The organism is Globicatella sulfidifaciens DSM 15739 (assembly GCF_900167405.1).
GTDB classification, from domain to species: Bacteria; Bacillota; Bacilli; order Lactobacillales; family Aerococcaceae; genus Globicatella; species Globicatella sulfidifaciens.
Genome location: NZ_FUWO01000002.1, coordinates 1 through 24508, shown reverse-complemented (window position 1 = coordinate 24508; position 24508 = coordinate 1). Strand labels below are relative to the sequence as shown.

Annotated in this window: 20 protein-coding genes; 11 read left to right on the top strand and 9 right to left on the bottom strand. The window is 33.5% G+C overall.

What is annotated here, in order from left to right:
- Nucleotides 1–675: 675 nt before the first annotated feature.
- From rpsR to yaaA, 7 genes are all read right to left on the bottom strand, one after another.
- Complete coding sequence (gene rpsR / locus B5D12_RS01225; protein WP_066126588.1) at nt 676–909, bottom strand: 30S ribosomal protein S18; 234 nt, start codon at nt 907–909, stop codon at nt 676–678.
- Nucleotides 910–932: 23 nt separating this feature from the next.
- Nucleotides 933–1424 carry a single-stranded DNA-binding protein gene (gene ssb / locus B5D12_RS01220; protein WP_078755117.1) on the bottom strand — a complete coding sequence of 164 codons (492 nt, stop codon included), beginning with the start codon at nt 1422–1424 and terminating at the stop codon, nt 933–935.
- 38 nt (nt 1425–1462) lie between these two features.
- Nucleotides 1463–1762: a 30S ribosomal protein S6 gene (gene rpsF, locus B5D12_RS01215; RefSeq protein ID WP_066126585.1), complete on the bottom strand. Its 300-nt coding sequence runs from the start codon at nt 1760–1762 to the stop codon at nt 1463–1465.
- 145 nt (nt 1763–1907) lie between these two features.
- Nucleotides 1908–4457, bottom strand: a complete 2550-nt coding sequence (gene gyrA / locus B5D12_RS01210; RefSeq protein WP_078755116.1) for a DNA gyrase subunit A — start codon at nt 4455–4457, stop codon at nt 1908–1910.
- Between the two features lie 27 nt (nt 4458–4484).
- Entirely contained in the window at nt 4485–6395 is a 1911-nt protein-coding gene (gyrB, locus tag B5D12_RS01205; RefSeq protein ID WP_078755115.1) for a DNA topoisomerase (ATP-hydrolyzing) subunit B, read from the bottom strand.
- 4 nt (nt 6396–6399) lie between these two features.
- Nucleotides 6400–7542: a DNA replication/repair protein RecF gene (gene recF, locus B5D12_RS01200; RefSeq protein ID WP_078755114.1), complete on the bottom strand. Its 1143-nt coding sequence runs from the start codon at nt 7540–7542 to the stop codon at nt 6400–6402.
- Entirely contained in the window at nt 7532–7774 is a 243-nt protein-coding gene (gene yaaA, locus B5D12_RS01195) for a S4 domain-containing protein YaaA (RefSeq protein ID WP_078755113.1), read from the bottom strand. Before yaaA ends, recF begins: the two co-directional genes overlap by 11 nt.
- 315 nt (nt 7775–8089) lie before the next feature.
- Here yaaA and B5D12_RS01190 point away from each other — a divergent pair, with 315 nt between their 5' ends.
- A complete protein-coding gene (locus B5D12_RS01190) occupies nt 8090–8866 on the top strand; it encodes a M15 family metallopeptidase (protein ID WP_078755112.1) in 777 nt (258 codons plus the stop codon).
- Between the two features lie 309 nt (nt 8867–9175).
- Here the strand turns inward: B5D12_RS01190 and dnaN are convergent, their stop codons facing one another.
- Both dnaN and dnaA read right to left on the bottom strand, forming a co-directional pair.
- On the bottom strand, nt 9176–10324 hold the full coding sequence (dnaN, locus tag B5D12_RS01185; RefSeq protein ID WP_078755111.1) for a DNA polymerase III subunit beta: 1149 nt from the start codon (nt 10322–10324) through the stop codon (nt 9176–9178).
- Between the two features lie 164 nt (nt 10325–10488).
- The gene (gene dnaA, locus B5D12_RS01180) at nt 10489–11826 is read right to left on the bottom strand and encodes a chromosomal replication initiator protein DnaA (RefSeq protein ID WP_078755110.1); all 1338 of its coding nucleotides are present in this window, start codon (nt 11824–11826) and stop codon (nt 10489–10491) included.
- Nucleotides 11827–12298: 472 nt separating this feature from the next.
- Here dnaA and rpmH point away from each other — a divergent pair, with 472 nt between their 5' ends.
- The 10 genes from rpmH (at nt 12299) to mnmG (ending at nt 23937) form a co-directional block, all read left to right on the top strand.
- A complete protein-coding gene (gene rpmH / locus B5D12_RS01175; RefSeq protein WP_066126812.1) occupies nt 12299–12433 on the top strand; it encodes a 50S ribosomal protein L34 in 135 nt (44 codons plus the stop codon).
- Nucleotides 12434–12555: 122 nt separating this feature from the next.
- The gene (rnpA, locus tag B5D12_RS01170; protein ID WP_066126814.1) at nt 12556–12918 is read left to right on the top strand and encodes a ribonuclease P protein component; all 363 of its coding nucleotides are present in this window, start codon (nt 12556–12558) and stop codon (nt 12916–12918) included.
- Between the two features lie 6 nt (nt 12919–12924).
- Nucleotides 12925–13755 carry a membrane protein insertase YidC gene (gene yidC / locus B5D12_RS01165; RefSeq protein ID WP_078755109.1) on the top strand — a complete coding sequence of 277 codons (831 nt, stop codon included), beginning with the start codon at nt 12925–12927 and terminating at the stop codon, nt 13753–13755.
- 16 nt (nt 13756–13771) lie between these two features.
- Nucleotides 13772–14647: an RNA-binding cell elongation regulator Jag/EloR gene (gene jag / locus B5D12_RS01160; protein WP_078755108.1), complete on the top strand. Its 876-nt coding sequence runs from the start codon at nt 13772–13774 to the stop codon at nt 14645–14647.
- Nucleotides 14648–14771: 124 nt separating this feature from the next.
- On the top strand, nt 14772–16262 hold the full coding sequence (gene treP / locus B5D12_RS01155) for a PTS system trehalose-specific EIIBC component (RefSeq protein WP_078755107.1): 1491 nt from the start codon (nt 14772–14774) through the stop codon (nt 16260–16262).
- A gap of 24 nt (nt 16263–16286) precedes the next feature.
- Nucleotides 16287–17948: an alpha,alpha-phosphotrehalase gene (gene treC, locus B5D12_RS01150; RefSeq protein ID WP_078755106.1), complete on the top strand. Its 1662-nt coding sequence runs from the start codon at nt 16287–16289 to the stop codon at nt 17946–17948.
- A gap of 720 nt (nt 17949–18668) precedes the next feature.
- The gene (locus B5D12_RS01145) at nt 18669–19796 is read left to right on the top strand and encodes a hypothetical protein (RefSeq protein ID WP_078755105.1); all 1128 of its coding nucleotides are present in this window, start codon (nt 18669–18671) and stop codon (nt 19794–19796) included.
- 361 nt (nt 19797–20157) lie between these two features.
- Entirely contained in the window at nt 20158–21537 is a 1380-nt protein-coding gene (gene mnmE / locus B5D12_RS01140) for a tRNA uridine-5-carboxymethylaminomethyl(34) synthesis GTPase MnmE (protein WP_066126857.1), read from the top strand.
- 8 nt (nt 21538–21545) lie between these two features.
- A complete protein-coding gene (locus tag B5D12_RS01135) occupies nt 21546–22013 on the top strand; it encodes an NUDIX hydrolase (RefSeq protein ID WP_078755104.1) in 468 nt (155 codons plus the stop codon).
- 13 nt (nt 22014–22026) lie between these two features.
- Nucleotides 22027–23937 (top strand): tRNA uridine-5-carboxymethylaminomethyl(34) synthesis enzyme MnmG, encoded by a 1911-nt coding sequence (gene mnmG / locus B5D12_RS01130; protein ID WP_078755103.1) that lies wholly within the window; start codon nt 22027–22029, stop codon nt 23935–23937.
- Nucleotides 23938–24508 lie beyond the last annotated feature (571 nt).

Here is a 24508-nt window from a genome sequence, read left to right as displayed (position 1 = left end):
GAACATCCAAGTAAAAAATAATACTATCTTATTTAATCATTTATTATACAAATTATTATTCTCCTTACACGACTAGATGTAAATATCTATTAAATAAACCAAAAGTTCGAATAGTCGTATTACAACTCTTAACCATACACTCAAAAGGGTTCTAAGTAAATTAATCAATCGCATTGAGTTTTTCGCCATACTCAAACCTATAGTGACTAATTAAACCATTCGTTGTTGCGTATGATTCGATCTAAACGATTATAATTCTATCTGGTAGTTAGGAGATATTACTTTTATAAGAGTGAGATAGTATTCAAAGTTTTCTCTAATGATATTATGACTATTCATTCTTTTTGGAAATAGGGTACCATCAGTGAATGTGAAATAAAGTTTAGACAATAGTTAAAATATCCCAGTTGATGCTTTTCATCAGTTGAATTTTTTTATAAGAAACTATTGGCTTTTTAAAATAGACTTAGGATAATTTAAACAAAGTTCCAAAAATCGTTTAATACAGTTGTTAATATCATTAATAAAAAAAGCGAAGTCCGTATAAAAAGCAAAGTAATAGTATATATACTTTGTCCTAATTCAAAGTCATATGAAAAGCCGAGAAGCATCTCATTTTGAAATGTTTCTCGGCTTTTCTCTGGAATTTTCATTCCAGTTTATAAATATTATTTTTTAGTCTTGTACAGAGAATGGTAATAATCCCATAATTCTTGCACGTTTAATTGCTAATGTTAACGCACGTTGATGTTTTGCACATGTACCAGTTACACGACGAGGTAAAATTTTACCTTTTTCTGATACAAAACGTTTTAATAATTCAACATCTTTGTAATCTGGGTGATCAATATGGTTTGCACAGAAAAAACATACTTTTCTTCTGCGTCTTCCTCCACGACGTTGTGCCATGTTTTATTCCTCCTTAAATTCTATTAAAATGGTAAATCGTCCTCAGAAATATCAACCGACGATCCATTGAAATCATCAAATGGAGAAGATGATTGATTAAAATCATTATTGAACGAAAAGTTATTTTGTTGACTTGATTGATTATTATAGGTTGAATTTTCAAAGTTGGATGATGCTGGTCCTTGATCATTTCTTTGTGATCTTGATTCTACAAAATAGAAATTATTAACATAAACTTCTGTTGTATAAACTCTTTGGCCTTGTTGATTTTCATAACTACCGGTACGGATATTGCCATCTACAGCAATTTTAGTCCCTTTTTGTGCATAACGAGCTAAAATATCTGCGGCACCGCGCCAAATAGTACAATTAATAAAATCGGCATCATATTCACCTTGTTTATTTTTATAGTTACGATCGACAGCAAGTGTAAAACGGCCTACTGAATCACCTTGCGGTGTTTTTCTTAAGTCTATATCACGAGTTAGACGTCCAATCAATTGTACATTATTCATAACAAGGTCCTCCTTTGAAATGTTTCACGTGAAACAAATTAGTCTTCAATTTTAACAATCATGTGACGTAAAATGTCACGGTTGATTAAAGCTAAACGAGCGAATTCATCGATACCTTTTGCATCAGAAGCTTCAACGTTTACTAAGTGGTAAATACCTTCTTTATAATCGTTAATTTCGTATGCGAAGCGTCTTTTCGCCCAGTCTTTAGATTCAACAACTGTCGTACCATTGTCTGTTAGAATTTTATCGAAACGCTCAACTAATTCTTTTTTAGCGTCATCGTTTAAGTCAGGACGAATGATATATAAAATTTCATATTTTGTTGTTTGACTCATTACTGTATACCTCCTTTTGGTCTTTTGGCTCTATTCTAGATAGAGCAAGGAGCGATAGCAAATTAATGCTAATTACTCACATTTATTAATTATACCGTGAAATATTTTCTATTTCAATACCTTTTTATCAAATATTGAAAAATGGTTATTCTTCTAATTCTGAATCATTTTCAGCAATTATGTCGTCGTTTTCTTCCATACCCTCATCATCAACAGATTCTACTGTTTCAACCTCTTCTATGTCATCATCTATTTTGATAATTTTTGTAATAGAACTAACTATCGCATTATCATCGACTCTTATCATTTTTACCCCTAAAGTAGCTCTTGAGGTTTGAGAAATACTGTCAACATTAAAGCGAATAATAACTCCTTGGTCGGTCATTAGCATTAAATCTTCAGCTTCTGGATTATCGATTGTGACAATACCAGCAAGTTTACCACTTTTTTCGCTGATGTTAGAAGTTTTAACTCCTAATCCACCACGATTCTTAATGCTATATTCAGCAGCTGCGGTACGTTTACCATATCCTTTTTCAGTAACGACTAAGACCTCACTGTCTGGTTTTAATAGAGCAGCCCCTACAACATAATCGCCTTCACGTAATTTCACACCACGAACACCTGTTGCTGTTCGTCCCATTACACGTACATCCTCTTCATTGAAAGCCATCGCATTAGCGTTATGGGTACCAATAATAATATTTTCACCACCATTGGTTACCAGAACTTTGATTAACTCATCTTCTTCACGCATATTAATCGCGCGTAACCCATTATTGCGGATACTTGTAAATTCATTGGCATCGGAACGTTTCACGACCCCTTGTTTAGTGACAAAGAATAAGTATTTATCGGTTTCTTTTCCTTGTGAACGAACTTTAATCATTTCTTTAACATATTCATCTTTTTCAATATTAATTAAATTGACAATCGGTAATCCTTTAGCTGTTCGTCCATATTCCGGAATATCATAGCCTTTGGTGCGGTATACTTTTCCTAAATTCGTAAAGAAAAGGAGAGTATCATGTGTTGAACATGAAATTAATGATTGAATTTCATCATCATCGGTTAGTCCCATCCCTTTTACGCCTCGACCACCACGATTTTGTACTTGGAATTCATCTTGGGTCATCCGTTTAATATAACCATTGGTTGTCAATGCAATTAAAACATTTTCTTCTTCAATTAAATCTTCATCTTCAATATTTGTTAATTCTCCGACACGTAATTCCGTACGACGTTCATCGTCAAATCTTAATTTAATATCCGCTAATTCATCTTCTATAATATCAAGAACGCGCGTTTCATTTGCTAAAATATCTGTTAAATCTTGAATTAACGCAATTAAATCATCATATTCTTTGTCGATTTTTTCACGTTCTAAACCTGTTAAACGAACCAAACGCATATCTAAAATCGCTTGCGCTTGAATAGGCGTTAAATTAAAACGTTCAATTAAAGTATTTTTGGCAATTTCAGCTTCTCTTGAACCGCGAATAATGGCAATTACTTCATCGATTACATCTAAAGCGATACGCAAACCTTCTAAGATATGCGCGCGATCTTCTGCTTTACGTTTTTCAAAAGCCGTACGACGACGAATAACTTCAACTTGATGGTCTAAATATTTTTCTAAGATTTCTATTAAAGAAAGTACTTTTGGAACACCTTTATCAATGGCTAACATATTAAATCCGAAAGATACTTGTAAAGCTGTATATTTATATAAATTATTTAAAACGACATTGGCACTGGTATCGCGTCTAACATCAATAACAATGCGCATACCTTCACGGCCTGATTCATCAGCAACATAAGTAATGCCTTCGATACGCTTTTCTCGAGCTAATTCAGCAATTCTTTCAACAACTTTTGCTTTATTAACACCATAAGGAATTTCAGTTACAACAATCCGTTCACGATCATTTGAAAGTTGTTCAATTTCTACTCGTGATCGAATAATTATTTTTCCTTTACCGGTTTCATAAGCTTTACGAATGCCAGATTTCCCCATAACGATTGCGCCTGTAGGAAAATCGGGTCCAGGTAATACTTCCATTAATTCATTGACTGTTACATCAGGGTTTTTCATTAATAAATTTAAAGCGTCAATTACTTCACCAAGGTTATGTGGAGGAATATTGGTTGCCATCCCTACGGCAATTCCGCTTGTGCCATTCACTAATAAATTAGGGAAACGCGCAGGTAATACAACGGGTTCTTTCTCTTCTTGAGAGTAATTTTCTTGGAAATCAATCGTATCCTTATTGATGTCTTTCAACATTTCTAAGGCAATTTTACTCATTCTCGCTTCTGTATAACGCATCGCAGCGGCACCATCTCCATCGACAGAACCAAAGTTTCCATGGCCATCCACTAGCATTTGTCGATAACTAAAAGGTTGGGCCATCCGAACCATCGCTTCGTAGATAGCAGAGTCACCATGAGGGTGATATTTCCCCATAACATCCCCAACAATCCGCGCTGATTTTTTATAAGGTTTATCGGGTGTTACGCCTAATTCATTCATTCCATAAAGAATACGACGATGAACTGGTTTTAATCCGTCACGAACATCGGGAACCGCACGAGCTACAATAACACTCATCGCATAATCTAAGAATGAATTACGCATTTCGTCTGGTAAATTTATCGTTTCGAAATCTCTTTTTTGATCAAACAATTCACTCATTCATTATATTTCCTTTCTATTCGTTTTCTAGATATCTAAGTTCTTAACAAAAACAGCATTTTCTTCTATGAAATTACGACGTGGTCCTACTTCATCTCCCATTAACATATCCATAACTTGATCTGCTTCACGAGCGTCTTCAACTGACACTCTTAACATACGGCGATTTTCTGGATTCATTGTCGTTTCCCATAATTGTTCATAATTCATTTCCCCAAGACCTTTATAACGTTGTAAAGAATAACGTGCATCAGGGTTTTCTTTTTGCCATTCGCGCAATTCTTCTTCCGTTTCGATATAGGTTTCTTTTTTCCCTTGTTTAATTTGATACAAAGGCGGTTGAGCAATATACACATAACCTGCATCTAATAATGGACGCATGTAGCGGAAAACAAGCGTTAACAAGAGAGTACGAATGTGAGCCCCATCGACATCGGCATCGGTCATAATAATTAATTTATGATAACGTGCTTTGGCAACATCAAATTCACCACCAAAACCAGTTCCCATTGCTGTAAATAATGACCGTATCTCTTCATTATTTAAAATTTTATCCATTGAAGCTTTTTCAACATTTAAAATTTTACCTCGTATTGGTAGAATGGCTTGGAACATTCTCGAACGTCCTTGTTTAGCTGATCCACCCGCAGAGTCACCCTCGACAATAAATAATTCTGATTGTTCTGGGTCTTTGCTTGAACAGTCTGCCAATTTACCTGGTAAATTAGCAATCTCTAGAACATTCTTTTTACGGGTCATTTCTCGTGCACGTTTAGCTGCCATTCTTGCTTTAGCAGCTAAAATACCTTTATCCACAATAACTCGAGCAATTTTAGGATTTTCCATTAAAAATTGTTCAAAAGCAGCTGAGAAAATCCGGTCTGTAATGGTTCTCACTTCTGAATTACCTAATTTGGTTTTGGTCTGCCCTTCAAATTGTGGATCTGGATGCTTAACTGACAAAATTATAGTGAGACCTTCTCGCACGTCCTCACCACTTAAATTTTCATCATTATCTTTCAGCAAATTAGACTTTCTTGCATAATCATTGATGACACGAGTTAAAGCTGTTTTAAAGCCTGCTTCGTGCGTTCCACCTTCGTGTGTATGAATGTTATTGGCAAATGATAAAATATTAGTATGATATGAATCCGTATACTGCATCGCAATTTCGACTTGAATACCTTCAGCTTCATCTTCTAAATAAATGGGTTCTTCTATAATTGCCTGTTTATTTTCATTTAAATATTCAACATAGCTTTTAATCCCACCTTCATAATGGAAGCTATCCTCTTGTTCACGTTCATCACGAACGTCTGTAAGGGTCAGTCTTAATCCTTTATTTAAGAAGGCTAACTCACGCACTCTTTGCATTAATTTAGCATAATTAAAATCAGTTGTTTCTCTAAAAATAGTAGAATCTGGTAAAAAGTTTACCCGCGTTCCCGTTTCGGTTGATTCACCTATTTCGGTTAAATCATCTAATATTTTTCCACGTTCAAATTTTTGTTGGTAAATCTTGCCATTTCTGGACACTTCAACGGTCAAATAAGAAGAAAGGGCATTAACAACAGAAGCACCTACCCCATGAAGTCCTCCGGAAACCTTATAACCGCCACCACCAAATTTACCACCCGCATGTAAGACAGTAAAGACTGTTTCAACAGCTGGTCTACCAGTTTTCACTTGAATATCAATTGGAATTCCACGCCCATTATCGATGACAGTAATACTATTATCCTTTTCAATAATGATTTCAATATGAGTACAATATCCTGCCAAAGCCTCATCAATTGAGTTATCGACAATTTCCCATACGAGATGATGTAATCCTTCACCACTTGTTGAACCAATATACATCCCTGGTCTTTTTCTAACGGCTTCAAGTCCTTCTAGAACTTGTATCTGATCAGCATTATATTGTTGTTGTTCTGTCATTTTATTACTCCTTATCTGGTTGAATTATTTCATTATTGATTGAAACAGAGCCCTTTTTTATATAAAAAATTTGCGGGTCCTCTAATTGATGTATTTTTAGCCCATGTATCGTTGCTGTAGTTAAAAAAGTTTGCACTTTCCCTTCAATTTGTTGCATAAGTAACAATTGTCTTTGATCGTCTAATTCCGATAAAACGTCATCTAGCAGTAAGATAGGATATTCCCCTCGAATTTGATTAAACAACTCAATTTCGGCTAATTTAATACTTAACACGATCGTCCGTTGTTGTCCTTGAGAACCAAAAAATTGAGCAGGCTGATTATTAATATAAAATATTAAATCATCTCGATGGGGGCCATAAGCTGTCACACCGGTTTCTTTTTCTCTTTTAAGAGATTGTTTGAAGAGGGTTGTCAATTGTTGCGATAACGTTGAAAGGGAATCATAATCTAATTTTGAACTACTTGCCTGATATTTAAGTGATAATTGATCACGCTCGTTTGATAATTGATAATGAATAGGAAACGCTAATTTTTCTAATTGTTGAATAAATTGCGCACGATAGTGAATAATTTTTGTTGCTTTTTCAATTAATTGCGTTGTGAGGACATCAAAAAATAGTTCATCGAATTGTTTAGAATAACCAAATTGTTTTAAATACTGATTACGTTGTTTTAAGATTCGATTATACTGCTGTAGTTCATTTAAATAGACCGGTTGTGATTGTCCAATTTCGACATCTAAGAAACGTCTACGAAGTGAAGGAGATCCTTTTATTAATTGCATATCTTCTGGAGCAAATAAAATTACATTCAATTGACCCACAAATTGACTTAATCTAGCTTGCTCAATGTGGTTAATTTTAGCAATTTTCCCTTTTTTATTTAAAATAATTTCTAATGGAAATTCATAAGATTTATTTTCTACGATGGCTTTAACAATGGCATGTTCTTCATCCCAAAAAACCATTTCTTGGTCACGATTAGTACGATGACTTTTTGCTAAAGACAATAAAAAAATTGCCTCAAGGAGGTTGGTTTTACCTTGGGCATTCTCTCCTGTTAAGATAATTAATCCATCATTAAATTCTAGTTTTGCATGGCGATAGTTACGATAATTAATTAATTCAATTTCTTTAATTTTCATTTTTTTGTATTGGAGATGAAATCGTTACTTCAAGTTTTTCATTTAAAAATGAAATCACATCTCCATTATATAATTTTTTACCTCTCCGATTTTCAGGTTCGCCATTTAAGGTTACCGGAAATTCACTTAGATACCATTTAGCCATACCACCGCTTGAAATAATGGATTCAAACTTTAATAATTGACCTAAAGTTATAAATTCCTCTTCAATTTTAATTATCTTTTTCTCCATGAACTCACCTATTCATTTTATTATTTCTTGTCAATCTTATAATTAGCTATATCTTAAATTATACATCTTTTATCGTAAAATCACAAATAATTCTAAAAAAAAAGGCGCTATTACAAAAGGAAGTAAATTTAGTATGTTTTGTTTATTTAACCTTATTATTAAAAATAAGTATCTTTTTTTAAATAATAAAGCATCGAAGAATAATTTTCCCTAAAAGAAAACGTTTTTATTTAGAAAAAAGTAAAAATCCTGCCCATTCTCTAATTAAAAAGTTTATGATATACTAAAAACAATTCATTATTAAAGGAGAATATTGTGAAAAATAAAATTTTTACTTTGTTTTTACTTATGTTAAGTATCTTATGCGTTTCGAACATTCACGCACAAACTGAGACTACTTATCAATTGCCAGATGTTGAGGCTATACGCCCAAGTGACGATTCGATAACCATTGATCAATTGATTAAAGAGTTGCCAGAATCAGCGAGTATAGATAATCCTTTATTATTTTTAGTTAACCGCGATAATTTATTAGAATACGATCCTTACATTCCTTTTGTTTATTCTGAAAATGGCCAACCTTATCACGAAGCAATGGCTGCCCCTTTAGCCGAAATGCGTGCAGCAGCTGCTGAGGTAGGTTATTATTATAATTTTATTTCAGGATATCGCAGTATTGCTGAACAAGCTTTTAACTATGAAAGTCGTTTTAATAGTTATTTATACGAAGGTTATAGCGAAGCCGATGCGCAATACATGACGGATCAGTATGTTGCACCAAGTAATGGTAGTGAACATACTACTGGATTAGCGGTAGATTTATTAGGAGCTGAATTTGGTTATGAATTATATGTGAGTTACCAATATGAACCCTCAGCTCAATGGCTAGCTGAAAATGCTCATCATTATGGTTTTATATTAAGATATTTAGAAGGAAAAACAGATATAACTAAAATAAATTTTGAACCGTGGCATTTTAGATATGTTGGTGTTGAACATGCCGAATTCATCCATAAGTATGGTTTAGTTTTAGAAGAATATATTGCTCTGATTCAAGAGCGTGATAATCGTCAAAAGCTAAATCAGAATTAAAATTATATAAAATCAAATTAACGGTATTAAGAGAATGAAGGTAAACTTCAATAAAACCACTCTTAATACCGTTTTTTATTTGTAAAATAACAGAGCATAAACTTAAATTGTACATTTAAAAAAGGGAGTGGACCAGAAGTAGAAAATCGAATGATTTTCGCTTCGTTTGTCCACCCCCACACAGTTGAGTAGGCCTCAAACAAGTCGAAAGACGCAGGTTGAGGCCACTCAACCACTGCGCTCTTAATTAACGAAAAATAATCTTAACTAAAATTATCAAGTTTATGCCCATTCTCATTATTTATTATTTTAATGTGTACGAATCGGAGTTAATAACTGTAATAGACGATTATTCTCAATTTCACTTGGTGTATCTAATTGTAATAATAAGGGTCTTACAGCTGATTGCATCTGAAGAGAAATATCAGAACCATCAAATGATTTTAATGCATCTTTCATATATTCTGGGTTAAAGGAAATCTTAATATCTTTTCCTTCGATTTTTTTAGTTTCAATTACTTCCGCTACTTTTCCTAATTCATTTCCACGAACGGATAATACTACTTCCCCATTTTCAATCGTCATTTGTACGACATTACTGCTCCCCTCACGTGACATTAATGAAGCACGATCAATCGCATTTAAAAACTCAGTTGAATTTACGACAATCTCACTTTGATATTCTGTCGGAATTAAACGTTCGGCATCAGGATACATTCCTTCTAATAATCTAGAGTAAATAGTAACATCATTTAATAAGAAAATAACTTGTTGATGAGAAATAATCATCGTCAAATCTTGTTCATCTTCTGCAATACGCATTAATTCTAACATCGTTTTTTTAGGTATAGTAATCGATTCGAATTCAGTTTCGCTAACTTCATTAGTGAAGGGCATTTCTCGTTTACTTAATCGATGGCTATCGGTTGCGATAGCTGAAACAAATGAGCCCTTATTAATGAGATGAAGTCCTGTTAAGATAGGTCTACTCTCTTGATTTGAAGCAGAAAAGATTGTTTGATTAATTAATTGTTTAAAAGTAGTAGAAGGCAGACTAATACCGTTTGTAGTTTCTACTGTTGGTAACTTAGGATAAGCGTCTCCTGCAACACCAATCACATTAAATGTTGCTTGGCCAGATGTGATGGTAGCTGTATATTGATCGTTTACTTCAATCGTTAATTTATTAGTTGGTAATTTTCGGATAATTTCATTAAATAAGCGTGCAGGTAATACGACACTACCAGTTTTTTCAATTTCTAATTCATTTAAATCATCGTTTACTGAAATAATACTTTCAATAGAAATTTCAGAATCACTACCAATTAATGTTAACTGATCATTAGTTAATTCTAATTTAACGCCAGTTAAAATAGGTATCGTAGCTTTACCAGGTATCGCTCGAGTTACATTTGATAATTGATTTAAAAAGATAGATCGTTTAATAGAAAATTTCATTTGGAACTCCTTTAATAATATATAGTTTATTATATATATAATAGTATTAGTAATAAGTGCTGTTGATTATGTTGATAAATCATGGTAGAGCTTATTATGAACGCATTCTACCTGTCTAAAACTTTGTGGATTGTCTCTTGATATCTTTAAAAGTTATCCACAGGTCAATTTTTTATTCTTTGTTTTAATTCTTTTACTTCTTGTCGTACTTGTGGATCTGATTCAATTAATTCGGCTATTTTTTCGTATCCGTGCATCACAGTAGTATGATTTTTATTCCCAAAATCTTCTCCGATTTTTGGATAAGATAAATCAGTGAGTTCACGGGATAAATACATCGCAACTTGACGTGGAAACACAATATTTTTCACCCGTTTTGAACCCTTGATATCATCAGCAGTAATGGAATAAAACTTAGCGACAGTTGTAATAATATCATTGATATTCGTTTCCTTTTCAGTTGTGGAACCAATTAAGGCATTTAGGGCTTTTGCTGCTAAATTAGTGGTAATTTCTTCCCCACTTATAGCTGCATAGGCAATAACTCTTAATAAAGCCCCCTCTAACTCACGAATATTAGAATCAACATTATTAGCAATATAAGTTAATGCTTCTGAGTTAATGTCTAAATTATCATTTAAAGCTTTTTTTCTTAAAATCGCAATTCGAGTTTCTAGATCAGGAGGGGTAATATCCGTAGATAAGCCCCACTTAAATCGAGAAATTAAACGTTCCTCTAAGCTATCAATATTGTTAGGAAGACGATCACATGTTAAAACGATTTGTTTTCCAGCATTGAATAAATCATTAAAGGTGTGGAAAAATTCTTCTTGTGTTTTATCCTTTTTGGATAAAAACTGAATATCATCCATTAAAAGAACGTCAATGTCATCACGATACATTTTTTTAAATTGTTCGGTCTTATTATGGGTAATACTATTAATGAAATCATTGGTAAAGGTTTCAGTCGTTGCATATTTGATCCGCGCATTAGGATTTTTTCTTTTAATTTCATTACCAATCGCATGCATCAAATGCGTTTTACCTAAACCAACACCGCCATAAATAAGGAATGGATTATAAGTTTTCCCAGGACTATCACATACAGCTAACGCTGCACCGTTGGCCATTTTATTATCTTCACCAACAACAAATGTATCAAAGGTATAATTTGGATTTAAACCAGAAGCATAGTTATTCCCTTTAACAGGGTTCATACTGGGGGGGTCGACTGGAAAATCAATATTTGCGACCTCACCTACTACGATGAAAATAGGCGAAATTTCTCTACCATAATATTCCAAACTGTATTGAAGGATATAGCCAGCTAAATGCTTTTCCCATCGCGTTTTGATTAAATTATTGGGAACTGTTAGAGAAATTGTGTCTTCTGTAATTCTAGATGGTTTAACTGGTTTAACCCAATTAGAAAAAGAAGAATCTGATAAAATTTCTTTTAAATATTTCGTGACACCTTGCCAAAATTCTTCTTTATCAATCATTTCTTCACCTCACTTAATAATTTACTTTGTAAGTAAAATTATAACATAAATTGTGGATAACAATGATAATAGAATCATCCACATTTAAACAAAAGAGTTATCAACATGTTAATAAAAATTGTGGATAACTGTTTATAAGTCCATAATTTCCACAAGGTTCTGTGGATAATATGGAACTAACGAGCTTATTATAACACATATTGTTAGAGTTATGCACAGAAATTGTGGATAAATAATTAAAAAAGATTTGACCTGTTTATATGTGCATAATTGTGTAAAATGATGTGCAAAGCTCGTAATAAAAAATAAGTTGTGCACAACGCAATAATCATCTGTTGATAACTTTATTGAAATATTAAAAAATGTCGCTTTTATTCCTAAAAATCAACAATAGCATCTTGACTTTTAGCCAATACTTCATTAAAATGTTTTAGGTATTGACATAAAGGTTTAGATTTTAGGAGGTGCCATAATGAAAAGAACTTACCAACCAAAAAAGAGAACGCGTAAAAAAGTCCACGGATTCCGTAAACGTATGAGTACTAAAAACGGTCGTCGTGTATTAAGAAAACGTCGTCAAAAAGGACGCGCAAAATTATCAGCATAATGCAAAAAAGTTACTACGTTTCGTGGTAACTTTTTTTATTTGTCTATTTGTATTTTTTTTTACGATAAAATTCGTTATAATGAAAAGTGAATAATTGAGTCAAGTATAAGATGAGGTAGAAAATGAAGAAAGAATATCGTGTAAAAAGTGAAAAGGATTTTCAAGATGCTTTTCAAAATGGAACTTCCTATGCTAACCGCCAGTTAGTACTTTATGTGTACCCTAAAATTGGACAAGTACATTTTCGTGTAGGGTTATCGGTTGGTAAAAAAATGGGAAATGCGGTACAGAGAAATAAAATAAAACGATTACTACGACATGCGATTCATGAATTATCCCCCGCCATCAATAATGAATATGATTATTTAATAATAGCTCGCAAAGATATAGTCAATCGTAATTTTTATGAAATAAAAAAATCATTGGTTCATGTTATGAAAATTGCCTCAATTATTGATATCAAAAAGTTAGAGGAGTTGCAGTAGACCTATATGAAGAAAAATTATAAAAAATGGTTACAAATTATCCTATTGTTATCGATAGTTTTAGTGTTAACCGCCTGTGGTAATGTTAACGAACCAATTAGTGCTGAAAGTACTAATTTATGGGATCGTTATATTATTTATAACCTGTCACAATTTATTATTTGGTTATCAAATTTATTTGGCGGTAGTTATGCCCTTGGGATTATTATTTTTACGATATTAATTCGTGCTTTATTAATTCCATTGACCAAAATGCAATTAAAATCACAACGTGAAATGCAAGCATTACAACCAGAATTAGATAAAATCAAAGAAAAATATCCAAATCGTGACCGTGAATCGATGCAATTAGCGCAAGAAGAACAACAACAATTATTAGAATCACATGGTGTTAATCAGTTTGCTGGTTGCTTACCTTTATTAATTCAATTACCAGTGATGATGTCCCTTTATCAATCAATTAGTCGTACCCCTGAATTAAAACAAGGACATTTTTTATGGACTAACTTAGGACAAATGGACCCATTATTTATTTTACCGATATTGGCAGCAGTATTAACATTTGCGAATTCATACTTCACAATGAAAAGTAATAAAAATCCAAATAGCCAAGTTAAAACGATGATGTATATCATGCCAGCCTTTATTTTATTAATTTCTCTTGGATTACCAAGTGCTGTTACTTTATATTGGGTTGTTTCAAATGCGATTACACTAATTCAAACATTTGTTTATAATAATCCTTATAAAATTATTGCAGAACGTGAAGCAAAACTACAAGCTGAAAAAGAAAAACAACGTGCTTTGCGCAAAGCATTGAAACGCGTAAAAAAATAGTAAGGAGCGAATCAGAATGGAACATAGTACTACAATTAGAGCTGAATCAGTTGAAAAAGCGATTAAAATCGGTTTGACTAAATTAAATATTTCTGAATCTGAAGCTAATATCAACATTATTAGTGAGGGGAAAAAAGGATTATTCGGTTTTGGAAAACAAGATGCCATCGTTGAAATTTCTAAAAATGCCTCCATTTCAGAATTAACAGCTGAAATTGAAAAGCAAGTAGAAGAAAAAAAAGATGAGCTAATCGATCGTACGAAAACACCCGAACCAACTATTAAAAAAGAAGTAAAAAAATCAAAAGCAAAACCACAACAGCAAGAACAAAAAGTTGAGCCGGCAAAGGTTGAAAAACCAAAAGCAGCTAAAACTCCATTGAAAGATTCAGAGTCAATTGCTGACAAGGCAGAAACTGAGATCAATAATCACGATGATTTAATGGCTGAACATCAAAAAGTAGCCGAATATTTAGAAAACATTATTAATGATTACGGAGCAAAAGCGGATATAACGGTTGAACGTCAAAAAAATCAACTTATTTTTAATATCGAAACAGATAAATCAGGTTTAATTATTGGGAAACACGGTAAGATTATTAACTCATTACAAGTATTGGCTCAAATTATGGTCCACCAATATGATAAACGTCGTCAATCAGTTATTCTTAATATTGGGGATTATCGTAATCGTCGTGCCAATGTTTTAGAACAAATTGCTGAACGTACAGCAAAAGAAGTTTTAAAAACAAAACACTCAGTTGTATTAGATCCACTGCCAAGTTATGAACGTAAGCAAATTCATGCTTATTTAAGTAAAGTTGAACATATTGAGACGCATTCTGAAGGTCGTGACCCTAATCGTTATTTAGTGGTTGAATATAAGCCATAAACCTTATTATTATAATAACTATTTATAGTAAATAAGATTGTTTCACCTACTAAAATGTTATATACTTATTATAATAACGCTTACATTGTTCGTAAGAGGTTAAAATAAAAAAGGGGGACATATTATGTCTAAGTTTGAACAAGATGCAAAAGCATTACTTGACTTAGTTGGTGGTAAAGATAATATTGCAGCTGTGACACACTGTGCAACACGGATGCGATTTGCTTTAGTTGATCCAGCAAAAGCTAAGGTAGCAGATATTGAAAAATTAGCTTCTGTTAAGGGGACGTTTACTCAAGCAGGACAATTCCAAGTTATTATTGGAAATGCTGTTTCAGAGTTTTATAAAGATTTTGCCCGTTTATCAGGTGTTTCAGAGGCTTCTAAAGAAGATGTTAAACGTGCTTCTGAGAAGAATCAAAACAAATTGCAAAAAGCGATGGCTTTCTTAGCTGAAATCTTCGCACCTATTATTCCAGCCATTATTGTTGGGGGGCTTATTTTAGGCTTCCGTAATGTTTTAGAAGGTGTCGGTTTTGAAGCCTTAGGACAAAAAGTTGTAGATGGCGTCGCTCTGACCAATGCTGCGGGTGAACCTGTATGGAATACTATTACGGATGTTAGTCAATTTTGGAGTGGTGTCAATCATTTCTTATGGTTGCCTGGGGAGGCTATTTTCCACTTCCTTCCAGTTGGGATTGTTTGGGCTGTTACTCGTAAAATGGGAACGACTCAAATTTTAGGGATTGTATTAGGTTTAACCTTAGTATCACCCCAATTATTAAATGCTTATGGAGCCGCAGATGCATTAGCTGAAGGGACAGTGCCTCAATGGGATTTTGGTTTCTTCAAATTAAATATGATTGGTTATCAAGCACAAGTGATTCCAGCAATGTTAGCTGGTTTAGCATTAGGTTATTTAGAAAAATTCTGGCGTAAACATGTTCCAGAAATGTTATCGATGATTTTAGTACCATTCTTATCATTATTACCAGCTGTTATTTTAGCTCATACTGTATTGGGGCCAATTGGTTGGTGGTTAGGAAATATTATTTCTACAGTGGTATTAGCAGGATTAACTGGACCGTTAAAATGGTTGTTTGGTGCAATCTTTGGTGCTTTGTATTCGCCATTAGTTATTACTGGTTTACACCATATGACCAATGCAATCGATTCACAATTAATTGCCGATACTGCTTCAAAAACAACTGGTTTATGGCCAATGATTGCTTTATCTAATATCGCCCAAGGTTCAGCAGTAGTTGGCTATTGGTGGTTAACGCGTCATGATGAAGAGGAATCTCAAGTAACGATTCCTTCCTTTGTGTCAGCATATTTAGGTGTTACTGAGCCTGCAATGTTTGGGGTTACTTTAAAATATGTTTATCCATTTGTGGCTGCTATGATCGGTTCTGGTATTGCAGGTTTATTATGTACAACCTTTGACGTTCAAGCAACTTCAATTGGGGTAGGTGGTTTACCAGGATTCTTAGTAATTACACCGGAAACGATGATTTCATTTATTATTTGTATGGCTGTCGCATTCATTTTACCATTAGTATTGACAATTACCTTTAAAAAAGCCAACTTATTTACAGGTTCAAAAAAAGCATAGTCAACTAATATAGGAGGAAATTCTGTGTCTATTAAAGAAAAAGTAATTTACCAATTATATCCAAAATCATTTAAAGATACTGATGGTAATGGAATTGGAGATTTGAAAGGGATTATAGAGAAAATTGATTACTTAGCTGAGTTAGGAATCGATATGATTTGGATGAATCCTTTTTATCCATCACCACAAAATGATAATGGTTATGATGTTAGTAATTACATTGAAATTGATCCGTTATTTGGTACCATGGAAGACTTTGAGAAATTGGTAGCAGTGGCTAAAAATCACAATATTGATTTAATGTTAGATATGGTTTTTAATCATACCTCAACAGAACATGAATGGTTTCAAAAAGCTTTAGCAGGAGATCCTTATTATCAAGATTTTTACTACTTACGTCCATTGAAAGCAGATGGGTCTTTGCCTACCAATTGGGAATCTAAATTCGGTGGACCCGCTTGGGAAAAATTTGGTGACACAGATTTGTACTATTTACATTTATATGATGTAACACAAGCTGATTTAAACTGGCATAATCCAAATGTGAGACAAGAATTATACAAGGTAGTTCGTTTCTGGTTAGACAAAGGGGTAAAAGGGTTCCGTTTTGATGTTTTAAATGTGATAGGAAAAGACCCTGAGCTGATTGATAGTGAACAACCTGGTTCATCACAAGAAAAGTCACTTTATACGGATACGCCAATCGTACATAAATGGATTAATGAAATGAATCAAGCGACTTTCGGTCAAAGAGAGGATGTTGTGACAGTTGGAGAAATGTCTTCAACTACCGTTGAAAACGGAATTCGTTATACTAATCCACAAGAAAATGAATTATCAATGATTTTCAGTTTCCATCATTTAAAAGTAGATTATGAAGAGGGTGAAAAGTGGAGTAATCCATCTTTTGATTTCATTGAATTAAAAGCTATTTTAGATGAATGGCAACAAGGGATGTCAGATGGTGAGGGTTGGAATGCACTATTCTTAAATAACCATGATCAACCACGTTCAAATAGTCGCTTTGGCGATGTAGAAAAATATCCTTATGAGACGCAAACAATGTTAGGAACGACGATTCAATTTTTAAGAGGAACGCCCTACATTTATCAAGGTGAAGAAATTGGGATGACTAATCCTAATTATCAAACAATTTCAGAGTATAATGATATTGAAACCCATAATAACTATCAGATTATGTTAGAAAAAGGGTATGATGATGCCAAAGTGATGGCTATTATTCAAGCGAAATCACGTGATAATAGTCGGACACCTATGCAATGGGATCAGTCGAAAAATGCTGGTTTCACTACCGGTCAACCTTGGTTAGATGTAGCAAGTAATTATCCAACAGTAAACGTTGAAGCAGAACTCAATAATCCGAATGGAATATTTGCATATTATAAACAATTAATCCATTTAAGAAAAACCGAAGATGCTTTAATTAATGGAACTTACCAAGGGATTTTACTCGATGATCCAAAAGTGATGGCGTATTTGAGAACCACTGAGACGGAAGAAATTTTAGTTTTAAGTCATTTTTATGCTGGTGAAGTTGAAGTTGAATTACCCGACGGTTTTAATCAAACAGCAGAAAAAATGATTGGAAATGGCTCTGCAGAAGTGGTTAATCAATCAGTTAAATTATCTCCTTACGAGACAATTGTTTTAAAACGATTAAAATAATTAGTTATCAATATAAGCACTGAATGGTACTGAACTAAGTACTTTCAGTGCTTTTTAAGTAAAAATAGTATCTTTGGGGATTATAAATTTTGCCGGTATGGCTTGTTAGTGGTTCTTTGCAAAAACGAGGTTGAGCATAAACTTTATAAATACAATCAAATTATTTTGCGATAATTAAAAGCGCAGTGGTTGAGTGGCCTCAAACAAGTCGAAAGACGCAGGTTGAGGCCTACTCAACTATGCGGGGGTGGGTTGACGAAGCGAAAATCATTCGCTTTTCTACTTCTAGTCCACTCCCAACTGTGCGGGGGTGGGTTGACGAAGCGAAAATTGTTCAATTTTCTACTTCTGGCCCATTCCCAAAACAACATTAAAAGATGGATGTAGTAAATAAAATACCAAATAAACTCATCTTTTTATTGTGGAAGAACTTGCTCGTCACTAAATGTTGTTGAGACCTCAATTCCTTGGAGAAGTTTTTATGGTTATTTTATTCAGTTTCATTGCGCCTGGTAAATTCATTTTCAATAACATGAAAATATTTTTGTAGGCATACCATTTTTGATGTTTTTTTTCAATAAAATAATAAAGGTTTGATTCGTTAAGGTTCTTCCAACAGATTAAAGCTTGAAATTATAGCTTAATTTACGTAAAATTGATTTGTTATAAAGAATATTATAATTTAAATACGTCGTATTTTATCTAGAAAGGATTTATTGAATGAAACATCCAAATGTTATTATTCTTTTATCCATTATATTTTTAAGTGCTTGTAGTAAAGAGCCGATGATTCGATTAAGTGAAGAAAGACAAGCCTATATAACGGAAAAGCAAAATATTGAACAAGCGTCCCACAAAAATAAGGGAGAAGAAAAAACGGTAAATATTGAGATTACAAATGAAGTAGCTTATGATGAGCCGATGAATTTTGATGATATCGTTGATTTTATCCCGATACAACCTAATCAAATTAATCAATATATTGAGAATGATCAAGAATTTTTTCGATATATGGAGTTTGTTGATGGTAATTTAAAAATGATGCAAGTTAGGGAACAAAAACCAACATCCATTTCAAATCACTATTATGCTTGGGATGAACAACAAATCAGTGATTTAGGTGTTGGAGAAGGCACCAATATTCCAAGTAATCAATTATCTAATTTATCGACAGAAAGATCCAACATAATTTTAAAAGCACCAATCCAAAAAGGAAATTCTTGGGAAATGTCGTCTGAAGAAATAGCCAGTATCACTAATTTATATGAAACAGTAAATATAAACGGATCGACTTATCAAGATGTAGTAGAAGTTGCTTATCAAGATGGCCAACAAAAAAAATATTTTGCTAAAGGTTTGGGGATTGTAGCTGAAATTAATCCAGATGATAGCTTAGTCCTATCGAGCATTAGTCAGAATAGTTATTTTCAAGTACAAATTCCGATTAAAGCACCACAACAAGTAGATAATAAATTGGTATTAGTAGATGATGTGGCGCCCATAAAGTTTCAAACGAATGAAGAATCAGCTAATATTTACACAAAATTATTTCAAACATTAGGTTGGATAACACCAGATATTTCAGTTAATAAAATTAATAAAGAAACTTATTATATTAATGTCGATTTTACACCGGGAATTGTTGCGGCTATGAATCAAAATGAAGTGACAGAACGAGGTGTTATTCCAGCGATTGTCATGACCATGATAGAACATTATGGTGTGGAAGCTGTTCAATTAACAGTTAACGGTCTAGGCATGACCCCTAATACCATAAGTTATCCTGATGGTGGATTATGGTATCCTAATGACATGTGGAAAACGGATATTAACCAATCGTTTTCATAATTATGATAAAGGTGGCGAGGCAAAAATGATAACTTCAATCAATTTTTGCTTGATAATGACAATGCCAATGTTTGAGTGGCGTTAAGCTATGTTTTAAAGATCCGTTTGAGACCGACTCAACTTGAGGATTGAACAGATGAAGTAAAAATCATTTGATTTTCTACATCTTGGCCACTCCCATTGTATTTTAGGAAATAATAGTGTTTCCACAACAATTATCGATTTCGATAGTTGCATTCTGAAACTATTTTTTGTATAATTCAATCGAAATGAATACTAAGCAGTCAAAGTGCTAACTACTCCTATGATGAATAGGGGTAGTTTAGGCACTTTTTTATATTTTAAGAAGGAGCGTGATGATATGTACCAATTAGACACAATTGCTGCTATTTCCACAGCTTTAGGGGAAGGTGCTATCGGGATTGTACGTTTAAGTGGGTCTGAAGCAATTCAATATGCTAATCAAATTTTTAAAGGTAAAGATCTTCAAAAAGTCGCATCACATACCATTAATTACGGTCATATAATTGATCCTCATAATAACGAGATAATGGATGAAGTTATGGTGAGTGTCATGCGTGCACCACGATCATTTACGACAGAAGATATTATTGAAATAAATTGTCATGGTGGCATAATGGCCGTTCAAAGAATATTAGAGCTGGTCTTAAAACAAGGGGCACGATTAGCCGAACCAGGAGAATTCACCAAACGCGCATTTTTAAATGGAAGAATTGATTTATCGCAAGCAGAAGCGGTGATGGATTTAATTCAAGCTAAAACTAGTAAGGCCATGAGCGCATCTGTGAATCAATTAAGTGGAAGTTTATCGAAAAAAATCCGTAGTTTGAGACAAAATATGTTAGACACACTAGCACAAGTAGAAGTAACCATTGATTATCCTGAATATGATGATGTAGAAGAATTATCATTAAAGCAACTTGAAGAAACAGGATTGGCTGTTAAGAAACAAATCTTAAATATTTTATCTCAAGCTCAACAAGGGAAATTATTTAGAGATGGTATTAAAACCGCTATTGTAGGTCGTCCAAATGTTGGGAAATCGAGTCTTTTAAACCGATTAATAGGCGAAGATAAAGCGATTGTTACTGATATAGAAGGAACAACACGTGATATCATAGAGGAATATGTCAACGTAAGAGGTGTTCCATTACAATTAATTGATACTGCAGGCATTCGTGAAACGGATGAAGTAGTAGAGAAAATAGGTGTAGAAAAATCGCGTAAAATGATAGAACAGGCCGATTTGATTATCTTAATATTAAATCAATCTGAGACATTACAACCGGTTGACAAAGAATTACTTGAAGCAACGAATGGCATGAATCGCTTAATCTTATTAAACAAACAAGATTTAAAACCTGCATTGACGATGGAATCTTTGAGTCCTTATATTAAACAAGATGAATTAATTGCAACCTCTATGATAGAAGAACAAGGCATCGAAGTTTTAGAAGCTGCAATAGAAAAAAAGTTTTTTGCTGGTGAAATTCAATCAACAGATGTTAACTACTTACTCAATACACGTCATGTCGCATTGCTTAATCAAGCGGTTGATTCATTAAATGAAGTATTAAGTTCTGTTGAGATGGGAATGCCAGTTGATTTAATTCAAATCGATTTTACAAAAGCATGGGATCTTTTAGGCGAAATAACGGGTGAGAGCGTTCAAGATGAATTATTGAATAAACTGTTTAGTCAGTTCTGTCTAGGAAAGTAGAGGCTAAAATGAAATTATCAACAATATGTTATATCGATAATGGCTCACAATTATTATTGTTACATCGTAATAAAAAAGAAAATGATATCCATCAAGGTAAATGGGTCAGTGTCGGTGGTAAGTTTGAAATAGGTGAAACGCCAGAAGAATGTGCTAAACGAGAAATTTATGAAGAAACAGGATTAATTGCTGAAAAATTGGAATTATGTGGATTTATAACATTTCCAAATTTCACACAAGATGGCCAAGACTGGTATAGTTTTGTCTACCGTGTCACCGAGTTTTCAGGAAATTTAATTGAAAATTGTCCAGAGGGTACTTTGGAATGGGTCAATTATGAAGATGTTATGAACAAACCGACTTGGGAAGGCGACTATATTTTTCTACAATGGATTTTAGATCGAAGACCCTATTTTTCTGCAAAATTTACTTATGTCGCTAATCAACTGATAGAACAAAGTGTCGAATTTTATTAAAAGGGGAAATTAGATGAAACAATTTGAAGCAGGTTCCTATGACGTTATTGTCGTAGGTGCGGGACACGCTGGGTCGGAAGCAGCTCTAGCCAGTGCCCGGATGGGAAGTAAAACATTATTGTTAACATTAAGTTTAGAGATGGTCGCTTTTATGCCATGTAATCCATCTATCGGTGGACCAGCTAAAGGCGTCGTAGTGCGAGAAATCGATGCCTTAGGTGGAGAAATGGGTCGCAATATCGATAAAACGTATATTCAAATGCGTTTACTAAATACTGGAAAAGGTCCAGCAGTTCAAGCTTTAAGAGCACAAGCGGATAAACAGCTATATGCTCAATCAATGAAACAAGTGTTAGAAAACACCGAGAATCTAGATTTAAAACAAGGATTGGTAACGGAGTTAATTGTTGAAGATAATCAAGTAAAAGGTGTTGTGACCTCAACAGGTGCGCGTTATTTATCGAATGCAGTTATTTTAACTGCAGGAACATCCTCTAGAGGACGTATCATAATTGGTGAATTAGGATATTCATCAGGTCCCAACAATACTTTGCCATCTATTAAGTTATCAGAGAATTTATTAGAATTAGGTTTTGAACTTGCTCGTTTTAAAACAGGTACGCCACCTAGAATTAATAAAAACTCAATCGATTTTGATCAAACCGAAATACAACCAGGTGATGAGAAACCTAATCATTTTTCATTTTTAACACCTGATGAAAACTATAAAGAAGACAGTGTTCCTTGTTGGTTAACCCATACGAATGAAATGACACATGAGATTATTAGAGGAAACCTTCATCGAGCACCGATGTTTAGTGGAATAGTCGAAGGAGTAGGTGCACGCTATTGCCCTTCGATTGAAGATAAAATTGTTCGTTTTAGTGATAAACCACGTCATCAAATCTTTATCGAGCCAGAAGGATTAGGTACCGATGAGATGTATGTTCAAGGATTATCGACTTCCATGCCAGAAGATGTTCAAATGGAAATACTGCATTCTATAAAAGGATTAGAGAATGCACAATTGATGAGACCGGGATATGCAATTGAGTATGACGTTGTAATTCCTCATCAATTAACATTATCGTTAGAAACAAAACTTATTAATGGTTTATTTACAGCAGGACAAATGAATGGAACAAGTGGCTATGAAGAAGCTGCAGGACAAGGTTTAATTGCAGGGATTAATGCTTCACTAAAAGTTCAAGGAAAAGAACCTTTCATAATGAAACGTAGTGAAGGATATATCGGAGTAATGATTGATGATTTAGTTACCAAAGGCACAACCGAACCTTATCGACTGTTAACCTCTCGTGCTGAATATCGTTTATTATTACGTCATGATAATGCAGACTTAAGATTAACAGAAATGGGTTATCAATTAGGATTAGTTACTCAAGAACGATACAACGCTTTCATCAATAAGCAAAATCTAATCAAACTAGAATTAGAAAGATTAAGCAATATACGTTTAACTCCAAAAACACCAGGATTGGTTGATTATTTAGACAGTATTCAATCAACACAATTAAAAGATGGTATTTTAGCAGTGGATTTACTAAAAAGACCAGAGGTTCGATATCGAGATTTAATAAGAATCATACCTCGTGAGGAAGGTCCATTAGAACGTCAAATAGCAGAGCAAATTGAAATTCAAATAAAATACGCAGGTTATATTGTTAAGGCAAACCAAAGAGTCGATAAAATGAAATCAATGGAAGAAAAGTTCATTCCAGAAGATATTGATTATGATGCGGTGGACAGTTTAGCAACAGAAGCTAGAGACCGCTTGAAAAAAATCCAACCAAGTACACTAGGACAAGCAAGTCGAGTGAGTGGTGTTAATCCAGCGGATATAGCGATTTTAACTGTTTATATTCAACAAGGAAAAATCGCTCGCTTAGGCGATAAAAAAGAATAGCATGGAATCAAAACTTTAAAGAATGTAATTCAAATTTATATTAATCAAATAGCTAAAAAATAAGAGTCGAAACGAGAAAAATAGTTTCGGCTCTATTAATATTTATAGAGATAGATAAGTAATACCATATATCGTGATCATCATATCGCGATATAAACTATCATAATATTGTAATCATAATAATTTTTTAATAGTAGTATTATCAAATATCAAAATATGATGATAAATGTAAAAATAAAGTAAAAAAAGTGTTGACGAGTGTCGGATAACATGATACTATAAGGGAGTTCCAAGCGAACAAGACGAAAGATTGAAAAAGAAATAAAAAAAGTTGAAAAAACTTGTTGACAGTTTCAATCAAACGTGATATTATATAGGAGTTGCTTAAGTAAGCAACAACGAAGCTCATTGAAAACTGAACAAAGACAAACACCAAAAATGTGTAGGGGATAATTCATTTGAATTATCACAACATACCCGAATATAAATTCGAGACAGAGTGGTAACTCTATAAATATACAAGCTAGTAAATAGTAAGAGTCTGAAACGACTCATGAAACTTTCATGAGAG